The sequence below is a fragment of the Pseudomonas sp. HMSC067G02 genome (assembly GCF_001813485.1).
Taxonomy (GTDB): Bacteria; Pseudomonadota; Gammaproteobacteria; order Pseudomonadales; family Pseudomonadaceae; genus Pseudomonas; species Pseudomonas aeruginosa.
The window spans coordinates 77484-90503 of sequence record NZ_KV812663.1 but is presented as its reverse complement, the minus strand read 5'-3'; the positions used below and the strand labels follow the sequence as shown (position 1 = coordinate 90503).

The following is a 13020-nucleotide window of genomic DNA, read 5'->3' as shown; positions in this document are numbered from 1 at the left end:
CGCCCTTGCGCCGTCGCTTCGCGGGGGGATGGAGAGATACCGTCCATGAACCGAGCCAAGCTCTACCTCTGCTGCGTCGCACTATTGCTGGTGCCGGCCATCACCGGTGCGGCGACTGCCGACTACGTCTACGGCATGCCGCTGGACGTGGCCAGGGTGCTGAGCGTCGACGAGGCGCCCAGCGATACCTGCCAGGTGGTGCGCGCCACCCTGGTGTACCTGGACTCCCACGGCGAGCGCCAGGTGTTGCACTACCTGAAGCAGGCGCGTGCGTGCAGCGACGAATGAAACGACGGAGGAAAGGACGAACGGTCAGGGTTGTCGTTTCATTTCACGAAATTTTCACCGCTGACATGGATACTGGAACCAGCTGAAGGACCAGCGCCCCATTGCATAGAGCCCACCATCGAGTGGGCTTTTTGCATTCCGGGCCGCGTATCGCCTGGCCTTGGGCTCAATCCCGCTCTTCCCTGCGCAGCAGTTCGCGCTTGCGCTCCACGCCCCAGCGGTAGCCGGAAATGTCGCCGTCGCGACGTACCACCCGGTGGCAGGGAATCGCCACTGCGATCCGGTTCGCCGCGCAGGCCTGCGCCACCGCGCGCACCGCTCGCGGCGCGCCGATCCGTTCGGCGACCTGCGCATAGCTCGCCGTGCTGCCCGGCGGTATTTCCCGCAGCGCCTGCCAGACCCGTTCCTGGAACGCCGTACCGCGCACGTCCAGCGGCAGGTCCAGCCCCAGTTGAGGCGACTCGACGAAGCCCACCACCTGCGCCACCAGCCGTTCGAAGTCGGCGTCGCCGCCGAGCAGCTGGGCGCGCGGGAACTGGTCCTGCAACTCGCGCAGCAACGGCTCCGGCTCCTCGCCGAGGAGAATCGCGCAGATGCCATGCTGGCTCTGCGCTACCAGGATCGCGCCCAGCGAGCACTGGCCGATGGCGAAACGGATCGCCGCGCCGGCGCCGCCATCGCGGTAATCGCGCGGGCGCATGCCGAGGCGTTGCGACGAGGACTCGTAGAAGCGGCTGTTGGAGTTGAAACCGGACTCGTAGATCGCCTCGGTCACCGAAGCGGATGCCTGGCCCAGGTGCTCGCGCAGGCGCCGGGCACGATAGGCCGAGGCGTAGGCCTTGGGCGTCAGGCCGGTTTCGGCCTTGAACAGGCGATGGAAGTGGAACGGACTCATGCCCAGTCGGGCGGCCAGCGCCTCCAGTGCCAGCGGCGTCTCCGCCGTCTCGATCATCCGGCAGGCCTGCGCCACCCGCTCGGCGCGCTGCTCCGCCGCCAGGCTGCGGTCGCCGGCGGCGCGCCGGCTGGGCCGATAGCCGGCGGCCTCGGCGGCCTCGGCAGTGGCGAAGAACTCGACGTTCTCGCGCCTGGGCCGACGCGCCGAGGAACTCGGACGGCAATAGACCCCGGTGGTCTTCACCGCATAGACGAACGCCCCGTCCGCCGCCGCGTCGCGCGCCAGTACGGCGGCCCAGCGCTGTTCGTCGGTGTGGTAGGCGTTGCAAGGATCGGGCTGCTGGCTCATGGCGTTTCCCCTGTGGGAGCGGATGATGCCCGCAGACTAATTCGCCGTTCAAGCGCAAGAACTCCGGTTCTTGCGCTTGAATTCGAGCGAGGCCGTGCGCCCGGCTTCGGCAGGCGCGGGAGGCCGCCGGCTTGCCTACCCATCGCCAGGCGCCATAATGGCCCGCTCGAACCGGCGGAAGGACTGGGAACATGGCGTTCAAACGGATAGCACTGGCCTACTGCGTGCAACTGGATCGGGTGATCTCCATCGCCAGTGCCCGCCGCGAATACTTCTCCCAGGCCGAGCCGCGCAAACGCTTCGACTTCCTCTGCTCCAGCGAAGGGTGCCGGGCACAGGGGATCAAGGTATCGGCGAGCAACTACGACAAGCTGCCGCAGGACACCCGCAAGGCCGCGCACTTCAGCAAGTTCCCGCATTCCACCCACCTGCCGGACTGCGAGTGGTTCGTCGAGGACGACGAGGACGCTCTGCGCCCGGGCGAATCCGCCGAGGAGGCCGGCCAGCGGCGCATCCGCGACAAGCTGGACGCCTACGTCGAGGAATTCGATCCGGCCATCGCCGAGGAAGCCGCGCCGCCACCAGCGGACCCGGACGCCGAGGAACAGCCGCCGGCCTCCGCCGCAGTGCGCGCCGACGCTCCCGCCGCGCCTCGGCAGAGAACGCAACGGCGGCGGCGCACCCGCGATTTCGAACAGCTCGTCGACACCTTCCGCCAGGCCCGCGCCGAACTGCCGGCGGAAGAATTCAAGCAGTTGGACATCCACATCAGCGGCCTCGGCCGGATAGCGCTGCGCGCCTATTTCCAGCACATCGGCTATGCTACCCCGGGCAGCGCCGGCAAGGTGTTCTACGGCGGCGCCGACCTGCTGCCCAAGCGCTACGGCTCGCCGAACCGACCGCAAGGCTTCCGCTTCAAGTTCCGCGACCGCATCGACGGCAAGCCGGTATTCCTCTACGTCGCCCCGGAAACCTTGCAGGCCTATCCGCATCGGCGCTACCTCGAAGACATCCTCGGCTGCGCCGAAACGGTGCGCTACTTCACCCTCTACGCCCTCGGCCGGCTCGTCGAGGCGCCGAGCGGCAAGAGCTACAGCCTGGAGCCGGACGCCCTGCGCCACCTGGCGATCATCCCCGGTCCGGCGAAGGACGACGCCTCTCAGAGTTCGTCGTAGAGTCGGTCGCTGACCAGCATGTGCCCCGGCGCGTGGCTGATGTACAGCTCCGGCTGGGCTTCGGCGAGTACCGCCTGGGGCGTGACCCCGCAGGCCCAGAACAGCGGGATCTCGTCCGCCGCGAGCGGCACCGGGTCGCCGTAGTCGGGCCGCGCCAGATCGCGGATGCCGATCAGCGCCGGATCGCCCAGGTGCAGCGGTGCGCCATGGGTCATCGGGAAACGGCTGGTGACCTGGATCGCCCGGATCGCCTCGGCGGCCTTCAACGGCCGCATCGATACCACCGTGGGGCCGGCCAGGCGACCGCTCGGCCGGGTGGCGATGGCAGTGCGGTACATCGCCACGTTGCGGCCCAGCTCGAGGTGGCGCAGGCCGATGCCGGCGTCGAGCAACGCCTGTTCGAAGGAGAACGAGCAGCCGATGGCGAAGGCGACGAAATCCGCTTCCCAGAAGGTGCCGATGTCGCTCACCTCGACGGGCTCCTGACCACGTCGATGCACCCTGTAGCGCGGCAGGTCGCTGCGCACGTCGATATCCGCGCCGAGCCGGGCGAAGTGCGGCGAGCCGGGTTCGCTGACGTCGAGCAGCGGGCAGGCCCGGGGGTTCAGGGCACAGAAGCGAAGGAACTCGTCGGCCCAGGATTTCTGCAGGATCACCAGGTTGGCCTGCAAGTGGCGCTGGCCGAGGCCGCTGGTATGGCCGGTGTAGTCGCCGCGGCGGATCAGTTGGCGCAGGACCGGCGGCGGCAGTTGCGCGAGTTCGTGGAAGGTCGGTTCGGGCATGGCGGCTCCGTGCGCTGGCGGACGTCGTTGTTGGCGGGTTTGTAGAAGCGGACGGCGGTCAGCGTCCAACGAAATTTTTCCGCCGGGGGCGATCGGAAAATCCGAATCAGCGCGAACGCAGCCGCCCCACTCCTTTCTTCAGCGGCGCCAGGAGCATGCACTCCGGGCCGACGTTGGCCGCGTAGTCGGCCAGCACCGTCTTGCTCAGCTCCACCACTTCGTCCACCAGTTCCAGGCCGGTGCCGCCGCGCCAGGACACCACCACCGGCAGGTTCGGCGGCGGCGGGCCGAGGCGCAGCAGGGTCAGTTCGCCGCGTTCCAGTTCCTGGCTGACCAGCGCCGGCGGCAAGGCGCCGACGCCGAAGCCATCGCGCAGCAGGCGGGTCATCGCCGCCACCGAGTTCACGCAGTTCAGGCGCGGTGCCGCGACGCCGTTGGCGTGCAGCAGGCCGAGCACGTCCTGGTGCGGCCGCGAGTGCTTGGAGAAGGTCACCACCCGCTCCCGCGCCAGGTCCGCCAGCGAGGCGTAGTCGCGGTGGTAGATCGAGCCGGTGGAGACGATCCAGCGCAGCGGGTAGCTGCCCAGTTCCAGGTTGAGCACCGACTCGTGGCGCAGCGAGTCGGTCTGGAAGATCAGGTCCAGGTAGCCCTTCTGCAACTGCTCGGAGAGGTTGCGCGCGGTGTCCGCCATCAGCTCGATCTCCACCGCCGGGAAGGTTTCCGTGACCCTGGCCACCAACGGGCTCAGCCAGGTGTGGATGACCGTGTCCATGGCGCCGATGCGAATCCGTCCCTGGGTGCTGGCGCCGGTGTCGAGCGACTGCTTCAGCGCGTGCATGGTGTCCATCATGCGCTCGGCGTAGGCCAGTACCTTGTCGCCTTCCGGGGTCAGGGTCACGCCGCGAGAGTCGCGGACGAACAGTTTCACGCCGAGTTCGTCCTCCAGCACGGCGATCCGGCTGGAAATGGAAGCCTGGGTGCTGAACAGCTTCTCCGCGGTGAGGCGGAAGCTCTTCAGGCGCGCGACCCAGACGAAGGTCTCGAGGAATTTCAGGTTCATGTGGCGGGCACCGACGGGCAAGGGACACAAGGTGGCAGGAGCGAGCAGCTTCCATGCCAGCGCCCGCCTTCCGGCGGCACATGATCGACGCATGACGGCCTGCTCCGCCATCGAAATTTCTTATCCCCGGCGGCCGCATAAATTAGTTGGACGCTCGCTGGCCAGCCTCGAAGAATGCGACCACCGGGTGCGACGGCGCCCACCGAATCCTCATAACACCAATAACGACGATCGGTGCCCCCATGGAAAAACACATGACCCTCGACGCCGGCCCGGACGCTTCCCGGGACGGTCATTTCGGCTGGTATCGCGCCCTCGACAAGCAGGAACGCCGGGCCTTCTGGAGCTGCAAGATCGGCTACGGCCTGGACGGCATGGACACCCAGATGCTGAGCTTCGTGATCCCCACCCTGATCGCCCTGTGGGGGATCAGCACCGGCGAAGCCGGCTTCATCCACACCATGACCCTGCTCGCCTCCGCCGCCGGCGGCTGGATCGCCGGGATCCTCTCCGACCGCATCGGCCGGGTGCTGACCCTGCAACTGACGGTGCTCTGGTTCGCCTTCTTCACCTTCCTCTGCGGCCTCGCGCAGAACTACGAGCAGTTGCTGGTCGCGCGGACCCTGATGGGCTTCGGCTTCGGTGGCGAATGGACCGCCGGCGCGGTACTCATCGGCGAAGTGATCAAGGCCCGCGACCGCGGCAAGGCGGTCGGCCTGGTGCAGTCCGGCTGGGCCATCGGCTGGGGCCTCACCGCCATCCTCTACTCGCTGATGTTCAGCCTGCTGCCGCCGGAGGAGGCCTGGCGCGCGCTGTTCATGCTCGGCCTGTTGCCGGCACTGTTCGTCCTGGTGGTGCGTCGGCTGGTCAAGGAACCGGCGATCTACCGCGAGGCCAGGCAGCGCAACCAGGGCGCCGACAAGGTCAGCTTCTACGAGATCTTCGCCCCCGGCATGCTCAGCATCACCCTGCGCGCCTCGCTGCTGACCACCGGCGCCCTCGGCGGCTACTACGCCATCACCGCCTGGCTGCCGACCTTCCTCAAGACCGAGCGCGGGCTGACCGTGCTCGGCACCAGCGGCTACCTGGCGATGGTGATCCTCGGCTCCTACGTCGGCTACGTGGTCAGTGCCTTCCTCACCGACCTGATCGGGCGCAAGAAGAACTTCGTCCTGTTCGCCGTCGGCTCCTTCACCGTGGTCCTGCTCTACACCCAGTTGCCGGTAAGCAACGGCGCCATGCTCTGGCTCGGCTTCCCGCTCGGCTTCTTCGCCTCGGGCATCTTCAGCGGCATGGGCTCGTTCCTCACCGAACTGTTCCCGACCCGCATCCGCGGCTCCGGCCAGGGCTTCTGCTACAACGCCGGGCGCGCCATCGCCGCGCTGTTCCCGATGCTGATCGGCATGCTCGGCCAGAAGCTCTCGCTGGGCCTGGGGATCGGCGCCTTCGCCGCGGTCTCCTACGGCGTGGTGATCCTCGCCGCCCTCAGCCTGCCGGAAACCCGCGGCAAACAACTGGAACTCTGAGCCGTCGACCGAGGAAACCCCAGCATGCATCCCACTCCCCGCCTGGCTGCCGCGCTGCTCGTCGGCAGCGGGCTGGGCTGGCCGCTGCTCGCCCAGGCCGACCTGGTCGAGGACAGCCACGCCAGCCTCGAACTGCGCAACTTCTACTTCAACCGCGACTTCCGCCAGAGCGGCGCGCGCGACAACGCCGACGAATGGGCGCAGGGCTTCCTCCTGCGCCTGGAGTCCGGCTTCAGCGAAGGCACCGTCGGCTTCGGCGTCGACGCCATCGGCCTGCTCGGCCTCAAGCTCGACTCCGGCGGCGGCAGCGGCGGAACCGGGCTGCTGCCGGCCGACGGCTCCGCCGGGGGTTCCCAGGACGACTACGCCAAGCTCGGCCTGACCGCCAAGGCGCGGGTCTCCAACAGCCTGCTCAAGGTCGGCGCGCTGCACTTCAAGAGCCCGCTGGTCTCGGCCAACGACACCCGCCTGCTGCCGGAACTGTTCCGCGGCGCGCTGCTCGACGTGCAGGAGATCGACGGCCTGACCCTGCGCGGCGCGCACCTGGACCGCAACAAGCTGAACAGCTCCAGCGACTACCAGGTGTTCAGCGCCAACCGCATCGGCGGGCGCAGCGATGCCTTCGACTTCGCCGGCGGCGACTATCGCCTGACCCCGGCGCTGACCGCCAGCCTGCACCAGGGTCGGCTCAAGGACATCTACCGACAGACCTTCGCCGGCCTGGTACACACCCTCGACCTCGGCGGACAGCGCTCGCTCAAGAGCGACCTGCGCTTCGCCCGGGCCAGCGAGGACGGCGGCTTCCGCGAACTGGACAACCGCGCCTTCGGCGCCCTCTTCAGCCTGCGCCTGGGCGCCCACGCGGTGGCCGCCGGCTACCAGCGGATCAGCGGCGACGATCCCTATCCCTACATCGCCGGCAGCGACCCGTACCTGGTCAACTTCATCCAGATCGGCGACTTCGGCAACGTCGACGAGCGCTCCTGGCAACTGCGCTACGACTACGATTTCGGCGCGCTCGGCCTGCCCGGCCTGAGCTTCATGAGCCGCTACGTCTCCGGCGACAACGTCGCCCGCGGCGCGGCCAACGACGGCAAGGAATGGGAACGCAACACCGACCTCGGCTACGTGGTGCAGAGCGGGCCGCTGAAGAACCTCGGAGTGAAATGGCGCAACGCCACGGTGCGTTCGAATTTCGCCAACGACCTCGACGAAAACCGCCTGATCCTCAGCTACAGCCTGGCGCTGTGGTGAGGTCCGGCGAGCAATGACCTGAAGGAACCAGCATGAACAGCCTGTTGTTGAACTGCGATATCGGCGAGAGCTTCGGTGCCTGGAGCATGGGCCTGGACGCCGAGGTGATGCCGCTGATCGATTGCGCCAACATCGCCTGCGGCTTCCACGCCGGCGATCCCGGCACCATGCGCCGCACCGTGGCCCTGGCGGTGGAGCATGGCGTGCGCATCGGCGCGCACCCCGGCTACCCCGACCTGGTCGGCTTCGGCCGGCGCTCGCTGGCCTGCTCGGCGCAGGAAGTGGAAGACCTGCTGCTCTACCAGATCGGTGCCCTCGACGGACTCTGCCGCGCCCAGGGCGAACGGGTACGCTACGTCAAGCCGCACGGCGCGCTGTACCAGGACATGATGCGCGACCCGGCGATCCTCGCCGCCGTGCTGCGCGCACTGGCGGCCTACGACCGCACCCTGCCGCTGATGCTGATGAGCACCCGCGACAACACCGCGGCGCGCGCGCTGGGCGAGGCCCACGGCATCGAGCTGTGGTTCGAGGCGTTCGCCGACCGCGCCTACGACGGCGCCGGCTACCTGGTCTCGCGCAGCCAGCCCGGCGCGGTACACCACGACGCCGAGACGGTGCTCGCCCAGGCCCTCCTGCTGGCCCGTGGCGCGCCGCTGCGAGCCAGCGACGGCAGCGCCCTGGCGCTGGAGGCGCAGACCCTCTGCGTACACGGTGACAACCCCGCCTCGCTGGCCGCGGTGCGGCGCATCCGCGACGCCCTGGAGGCGGCATGAGCCAACCGCAACCGCGCATCGAGGTGGCCGCCATCGACAGCTTCGTCCTGCGCCTGTTCGAGCGCATCGACGAAGCCAACATGCCCTGGCTGCTGGCGGCGGAGGAAAACCTGCGTGCGGCGTTCGGCGCCGCCCTGCTCGACCTGGTGCCGTCCTACACCACCCTGCTCCTGCAATACGACCTGCTCCAGCTCGACCCCGGCGAAGCCCGCGCGCGGATCGCCGCGGCGCTGTCCGACTTGCGCCCGAAACGCCAGGACGGCGGCCGCCTGCACGTCCTGCCGACCTGGTACGACCCGCGGGTCGGCCCCGACCTGGAACCCCTGGCGCGGCGCAAGCAGCTCGGCGTCGCCGAGCTGATCCGCCGCCACAGCCAGCACGAGTACCGGGTCTTCGCCCTCGGTTTCAGCCCCGGCTTCGCCTTCATGGGGCTGGTCGAGGAAGCCCTGGCGGCGCCACGCCTGGCGACTCCCCGGCAACGCATCGCCGCCGGCAGCGTCGGCATCGCCGAGCGCCAGACGGCGGTCTATCCGCAGGCCTCGCCAGGCGGCTGGAACCTGCTCGGGCGCTGCCCGGTGCGCCTGTTCGACCTCACCCTGGACGGCTACAGCCTGCTGCGCGCCGGCGACCGGGTGCGTTTCGAACCCATCGGACACGCCGAATTCGTCCGCCTCGGCGGCGACGACACGCCCCTGGAGGTCCAGGCATGAACGACTCCATCCACGGCGGCCTGCGGGTGCGCCAGAGCACCCCGCTGGTCCAGTTGCAGGATCGCGGCCGCTTCGGCTGCCGCCATCTCGGCGTGACCCAGGGCGGCGCCCTCGACTGGCTGTCCATGGGCTGGGCCAACTGGCTGCTGGGCAATCCCCTGGACGCCGCGGTGATCGAGATCGCCCTCGGCGGTTTCGTCGCCGAATGCCGTGCCGACGGCTGGTTGGCCCTGGCCGGCGGCGATCTCGGCGCGACCCTCGATGGCCAGCCGCTGCCGGCCTGGGGCGCGTTCGCCGTGCGCGACGGCCAGCGCCTGGCCTTCGCCCACCCGCGCCAGGGCGCCCGCGCCTACCTGGCGGCGCCCGGCGGCTTCGCCGGCGAGCGCCAGTTGGGCAGCCTGGCCACGGTGGCCCGCGAAGGCCTGGGCGGCCCCCGCGCCGACGGCAAGGCCCTGGCCGCAGGCGACAGCCTCGGCTGGCTGGCCGATGGCGCACGGCCACGCACGCTGCCGATGCCCAGCGAACGGATCATGGACTGCACCGGCGAAGCGCGCCTGGAGCTGATCCTCGGCGCGCAGATCGGCGACTTCCCGGCCATGAGCCTGTTCGATGCGTTCAACGGCGACTGGCAGGTGGATACCCGCGCCGACCGCATGGGCGTACGTCTGCTCGGCCCGCGCCTGGAATGCCGGCAGCAGTCGATGATTTCCGAAGGCATCGCCCTCGGCGCGGTGCAGGTGCCGCCGGACGGTCAGCCGATCGTCCTGCTCAACGACCGGCAGACCATCGGCGGCTATCCCCGTCTCGGCGCCCTCGCCCCGCTGGCGCTGGCGCGCCTGGCGCAATGCCTGCCAGGCCAGCGGGTACGGCTGCTGCCGACGGTGCAGGAGGCGGCGCACCGCGAGCATCGACGCCTGCTGGCGGCCTGGGACGCGTAGGCGGTTTTTTTGAACGGCGCCGTATGGCGAGCGTCCACCGCACACTCGTCCCGTCCGGAGGTTCGCCATGCCCAGTCGCCTGTCACTGATCGCCGCCCTGCTGTTGCCCCTGGCCGTCCAGGCCGAACCCGCTGATACCCGCGCCCTGCTCGCCGACAGCCTGGCCGACAGCCAGGCCCAGGTGGAGGCAGCCGAGCAAGCCATGCGCCGTTCCGAAAACAAGGCGGTGCAGCTCTATGCCAAGCGCGTACTCACCGAACAGCAGGAGTTCGACCATCAGTTGCGCGCCCTGGCCGGGGAAAAGGCCTTGGCGCTGCCCTCGCCGCGCCAGACCGAACGGCAGGCCGCCGCTCCCGGCGGCTTCGACGAGCGCGGTTTCCTCGACGCGCAGATTCGCCAGCAGGACCGTCTGGTCGCACGCTTCGAGGGAATCGCCCGAAACTCCGCCGATCCCGACCTGCGCCGCTTCGCCGACGAATGGCTGGCGCGCTTCTACCACCACCGCGAACTGGCCGACCAGTTGCGTAGCGGCCGCGCCGACTGAGCGCCGCGACCGCCTTGCTCAGTGCCGCGCGAGGACCTGCCGGGCGCTCTGGCGAATCACCCCCCAGCGCTTGGGATCGTCCTGCAGCATGGCGCCAAGCAGGTGCTTGGCCTGCTCGAAACTGATGTGCGGCGGCAGCGGCGGCACGTTCGGGTCGGTGACCACCTCCAGCAGCACCGGGCGGTCGGCGGCGAAGGCCTCGGCCCAGGCGGCGTCGATGTCCTCCGGGCGATCCACGCGGATGCCCTTGAAGCCGAGCATGTCCGCATAACGCGCGTAGGGGAAATCGATCACTTCCTGCGCCGGGCTGAACTCCGGGTCGCCGGCCAGGGCACGCTGCTCCCAGGTCACCTGGTTGAGATCGCCGTTGTTCAGCACCAGCACGATGAAGGTCGGCGAGTCCCAGCGCTGCCAGTACTGCTGCACGGTGACCAGTTCGGCGTTGCCGTTCATCTGCATGGCGCCGTCGCCGACCATCGCCACCACCGGCCGCTGCGGATAGGCGAGCTTGGCGGCGATGGCGTAGGGCACGCCGCTGCCCATGGTCGCCAGCTTGCCCGACAGCGAGCCGAGCATGCCCGGGCGCATGCGGATGTCGCGGGCGTACCAGTTGGTATGCGAGCCGCTGTCGCCGCAGAGAATCGCATCGTCCGGCAGTTGCTCCGACAAGGAACGGAATACCCGCTGCGGGTTGATCGGGTCGGCTGGCTCTTCGGCCTGGCGCCGGGCTTCCTCGCGACTGGCCGTCACCGCCCGCTCGACCCGGCGGCGCCAGGCGCCGTGCTTTTTCTGCTCGAGCAGCGGCAGCAGGCGCTCCAGGGTTTCCCCTGCATCGCCGAGCAAGGCCTGATCGATCGGATAGCGGATACCGATGTTGCGCGGATACAGGTCGATCTGCACCGCCCGCGCCTGGCCGGCCTTGGGTAGGAACTCGCTGTAGGGGAAAGTGCTGCCGACGATCAGCAGGGTGTCGCAATGCTCCATCAGCATGCTGCTGGCGCGGGTGCCGAGCAGGCCGATGGAGCCGGTCACGTACGGCAGGTCGTCGGAAACCGCCGCCTTGCCCAGGAGCGCCTTGGCCACTCCGGCGGCCAGGCGCTCGGCGACCGCTTCCAGTTGCCGGTGCGCGCCCAGGGCCCCGGCACCGGCGAGGATCGCCACGCGCCGGCCGCGATTGAGGATCGCCGCGGCGGCTTCCAGGTCGGCGTCGCGCGCGTAGGGTCGCGGCTGGACGAAGCCCACCGCCGACATCACGTGGCCGTGCTCGTGGGGCTGGCGCTTCGGGACCGCCATCTGTTGCACGTCGTTGGGCACGATCACCGTCGCCACCTGCCGCTCGCCGACTGCCACGCGCAGGGCTCGGTCCAGCACATGGAGCAGTTGTGCCGGGCTGACCACGGTCTCGACATAGGCGGAAACGTCCTTGAACAAGCTCTGCAGATCGACTTCCTGCTGGTAGTCGCTGCCCAGCGCGGTAGCCGCCTGCTGGCCGACGATGGCCAGCACCGGCTGATGATCCATGCGCGCGTCGTAGAGCCCGTTCAGCAGGTGGATCGCGCCCGGCCCCGAGGTGGCGAGGCACACCCCGACCTCTCCGGTGAACTTGGCGTGGGCGCCGGCCATGAAGGCCGCCATCTCCTCGTGGCGCACGCGGATATAGTCGAATGCCTCGGCGCGCCGGCCCATGGCGCCCATGATCCCGTTGATGCCATCGCCGGGGTAGCCGAAGACGCGCTTCACCCCCCACTGGCTCAAGCGTTCGAGCAATTGATCGGCAACCGTGCTGGACATTCTCGCCTCCTGGTCGTGTCTGGGGTCGTACCAGTGAGGACTGGCGCCGCAGGCGAGGGTTCAAGGCAATCGAGCGGCGGTGCCGACGGCGAAATCGACTGAACTGTCGGCGCGGGCGACCGGCCCAAGGGACAGGGCCCGCATGGGCGCAATCGCCAGGAGGTGCCGCCATGACCCGCGCCATCAACGATCCCGGAAACGAAGACCCCGGTTCCCTGCTGGAAACCGACGCCGACGCCCTGCTCGGCGGTGCCGCCGCCCAGGCGCCGGAAGAGCGCTGCCGGCTCGCAGCCCAGGCCTGCATCCGCGCGTGCGAGCGCTACCTGGCGCTCTGCATCGAGTCCAGCAGGGAACAACGCCAGCACGCCGGCGACTGCGCCGACCTCTGCCGCCTCGCTGCCCTGCTGCTGGAGCGCCGCAGCCCATGGGCGCCGGCCGCCTGCGAGCTGGCGGCGCGCTATGCCCTGGCATGCGCGGAGCGTTGCGATGGCGACGAGCCGCTGGAGCGCGAATGTGCGGGTGCCTGCCGGCGCTTCGTCGAGGCCTGCCGGCCATTGTTGCCGGCCTGAGGCTGGCCATTTCTGCCGTCGTGGTCTTGAGTCTGAATGTGCTGGGCAAGCTGATTTCCTTGCCTGCCCCGGCTTCTCGTTTCGCCTTCCCAGGCGAGCCCCTTTTGCAAGCGTCTGTACGGACCGGAGACATAGCGGACAGGTGTGCGGAGTTGCCGGAGAAAGACCACGAGAGACGCCATGAGCCTGAGAGAGGAGTTCATTTCGAAGTCCTGATCCGTAGGGCGAATAACGCCACGGGCGTTATCCGCCGATGTCGCGGATAAGCGGCGGATAACCGCGAGCGGTTATTCGCCCTACGGAGCTGGAGCGGCAGCCGGCGTTTCCGGAGGCCTGTAGGGCGAATACCGCCACAGGCGGTATC

13 protein-coding genes are annotated in these 13020 nt (G+C 69.2%); 9 read left to right on the top strand and 4 right to left on the bottom strand.

Features of this window, described 5'->3' with window-relative positions; all coding sequences use genetic code 11:
• The first annotated feature begins 45 nt into the window (after nt 1-45).
• The gene (locus tag HMPREF2914_RS11255) at nt 46-288 is read left to right on the top strand and encodes a DUF2790 domain-containing protein (RefSeq protein WP_023091860.1); all 243 of its coding nucleotides are present in this window, start codon (nt 46-48) and stop codon (nt 286-288) included.
• 166 nt (nt 289-454) lie between these two features.
• On the opposite strand, the gene ada is transcribed toward HMPREF2914_RS11255, so the two are convergent.
• The gene (gene ada, locus HMPREF2914_RS11250; protein ID WP_023091861.1) at nt 455-1531 is read right to left on the bottom strand and encodes a bifunctional DNA-binding transcriptional regulator/O6-methylguanine-DNA methyltransferase Ada; all 1077 of its coding nucleotides are present in this window, start codon (nt 1529-1531) and stop codon (nt 455-457) included.
• Nucleotides 1532-1722: 191 nt separating this feature from the next.
• Between ada and HMPREF2914_RS11245 the strand changes: the two genes are divergently transcribed.
• Complete coding sequence (locus HMPREF2914_RS11245; protein WP_019371825.1) at nt 1723-2706, top strand: hypothetical protein; 984 nt, start codon at nt 1723-1725, stop codon at nt 2704-2706.
• On the opposite strand, the gene HMPREF2914_RS11240 is transcribed toward HMPREF2914_RS11245, so the two are convergent.
• Together HMPREF2914_RS11240 and HMPREF2914_RS11235 are read right to left on the bottom strand one after the other, a co-directional pair.
• Nucleotides 2691-3488, bottom strand: coding sequence for a putative hydro-lyase (locus HMPREF2914_RS11240; protein ID WP_023091862.1), 798 nt, complete (start codon nt 3486-3488; stop codon nt 2691-2693). The two genes, HMPREF2914_RS11245 and HMPREF2914_RS11240, sit on opposite strands and share 16 nt — an antisense overlap.
• Nucleotides 3489-3594: 106 nt before the next feature.
• Complete coding sequence (locus HMPREF2914_RS11235) at nt 3595-4548, bottom strand: LysR family transcriptional regulator (protein WP_003088829.1); 954 nt, start codon at nt 4546-4548, stop codon at nt 3595-3597.
• Between the two features lie 254 nt (nt 4549-4802).
• On the opposite strand from HMPREF2914_RS11235, the gene HMPREF2914_RS11230 reads away from it, so the two are divergent.
• The 6 genes from HMPREF2914_RS11230 to HMPREF2914_RS11205 all read left to right on the top strand — a co-directional run bounded on the left by HMPREF2914_RS11230 (nt 4803) and on the right by HMPREF2914_RS11205 (nt 10296).
• Nucleotides 4803-6074, top strand: a complete 1272-nt coding sequence (locus HMPREF2914_RS11230; protein ID WP_003088828.1) for an MFS transporter — start codon at nt 4803-4805, stop codon at nt 6072-6074.
• A 24-nt stretch (nt 6075-6098) separates the two neighbouring features.
• The gene (locus HMPREF2914_RS11225; protein WP_003111801.1) at nt 6099-7328 is read left to right on the top strand and encodes an OprD family porin; all 1230 of its coding nucleotides are present in this window, start codon (nt 6099-6101) and stop codon (nt 7326-7328) included.
• 32 nt (nt 7329-7360) lie between these two features.
• Nucleotides 7361-8104 carry a 5-oxoprolinase subunit PxpA gene (locus tag HMPREF2914_RS11220; protein ID WP_003088826.1) on the top strand — a complete coding sequence of 248 codons (744 nt, stop codon included), beginning with the start codon at nt 7361-7363 and terminating at the stop codon, nt 8102-8104.
• On the top strand, nt 8101-8814 hold the full coding sequence (locus HMPREF2914_RS11215; protein WP_003132226.1) for a 5-oxoprolinase subunit B family protein: 714 nt from the start codon (nt 8101-8103) through the stop codon (nt 8812-8814). The genes HMPREF2914_RS11220 and HMPREF2914_RS11215 overlap by 4 nt, the downstream gene beginning before the upstream one ends.
• Nucleotides 8811-9752, top strand: coding sequence for a 5-oxoprolinase subunit C family protein (locus HMPREF2914_RS11210; protein ID WP_023091863.1), 942 nt, complete (start codon nt 8811-8813; stop codon nt 9750-9752). Before HMPREF2914_RS11215 ends, HMPREF2914_RS11210 begins: the two co-directional genes overlap by 4 nt.
• Before the next feature lie 67 nt (nt 9753-9819).
• Entirely contained in the window at nt 9820-10296 is a 477-nt protein-coding gene (locus HMPREF2914_RS11205; RefSeq protein WP_003121670.1) for a DUF4142 domain-containing protein, read from the top strand.
• A gap of 18 nt (nt 10297-10314) precedes the next feature.
• Here HMPREF2914_RS11205 and HMPREF2914_RS11200 read toward each other — a convergent pair whose 3' ends face one another.
• Nucleotides 10315-12087 carry a thiamine pyrophosphate-requiring protein gene (locus tag HMPREF2914_RS11200; RefSeq protein WP_023091864.1) on the bottom strand — a complete coding sequence of 591 codons (1773 nt, stop codon included), beginning with the start codon at nt 12085-12087 and terminating at the stop codon, nt 10315-10317.
• A gap of 170 nt (nt 12088-12257) precedes the next feature.
• Between HMPREF2914_RS11200 and HMPREF2914_RS11195 the strand changes: the two genes are divergently transcribed.
• A complete protein-coding gene (locus HMPREF2914_RS11195) occupies nt 12258-12656 on the top strand; it encodes a four-helix bundle copper-binding protein (RefSeq protein WP_003088822.1) in 399 nt (132 codons plus the stop codon).
• Nucleotides 12657-13020: the final 364 nt, after the last annotated feature.

Bases quoted from the DNA above. Each gene is read 5' to 3' on its own strand.
- HMPREF2914_RS11230 (WP_003088828.1), top strand. From the start codon at position 4,803: ATGACCCTCGACGCCGGCCCGGACGCTTCCCGGGACGGTCATTTCGGC.
- HMPREF2914_RS11225 (WP_003111801.1), top strand. From the start codon at position 6,099: ATGCATCCCACTCCCCGCCTGGCTGCCGCGCTGCTCGTCGGCAGCGGG.
- HMPREF2914_RS11200 (WP_023091864.1), bottom strand. From the start codon at position 12,087: ATGTCCAGCACGGTTGCCGATCAATTGCTCGAACGCTTGAGCCAGTGG.
- HMPREF2914_RS11245 (WP_019371825.1), top strand. From the start codon at position 1,723: ATGGCGTTCAAACGGATAGCACTGGCCTACTGCGTGCAACTGGATCGG.
- HMPREF2914_RS11205 (WP_003121670.1), top strand. From the start codon at position 9,820: ATGCCCAGTCGCCTGTCACTGATCGCCGCCCTGCTGTTGCCCCTGGCC.
- HMPREF2914_RS11255 (WP_023091860.1), top strand. From the start codon at position 46: ATGAACCGAGCCAAGCTCTACCTCTGCTGCGTCGCACTATTGCTGGTG.
- HMPREF2914_RS11240 (WP_023091862.1), bottom strand. From the start codon at position 3,488: ATGCCCGAACCGACCTTCCACGAACTCGCGCAACTGCCGCCGCCGGTC.
- HMPREF2914_RS11215 (WP_003132226.1), top strand. From the start codon at position 8,101: ATGAGCCAACCGCAACCGCGCATCGAGGTGGCCGCCATCGACAGCTTC.
- HMPREF2914_RS11235 (WP_003088829.1), bottom strand. From the start codon at position 4,548: ATGAACCTGAAATTCCTCGAGACCTTCGTCTGGGTCGCGCGCCTGAAG.
- HMPREF2914_RS11210 (WP_023091863.1), top strand. From the start codon at position 8,811: ATGAACGACTCCATCCACGGCGGCCTGCGGGTGCGCCAGAGCACCCCG.
- ada (WP_023091861.1), bottom strand. From the start codon at position 1,531: ATGAGCCAGCAGCCCGATCCTTGCAACGCCTACCACACCGACGAACAG.
- HMPREF2914_RS11195 (WP_003088822.1), top strand. From the start codon at position 12,258: ATGACCCGCGCCATCAACGATCCCGGAAACGAAGACCCCGGTTCCCTG.
- HMPREF2914_RS11220 (WP_003088826.1), top strand. From the start codon at position 7,361: ATGAACAGCCTGTTGTTGAACTGCGATATCGGCGAGAGCTTCGGTGCC.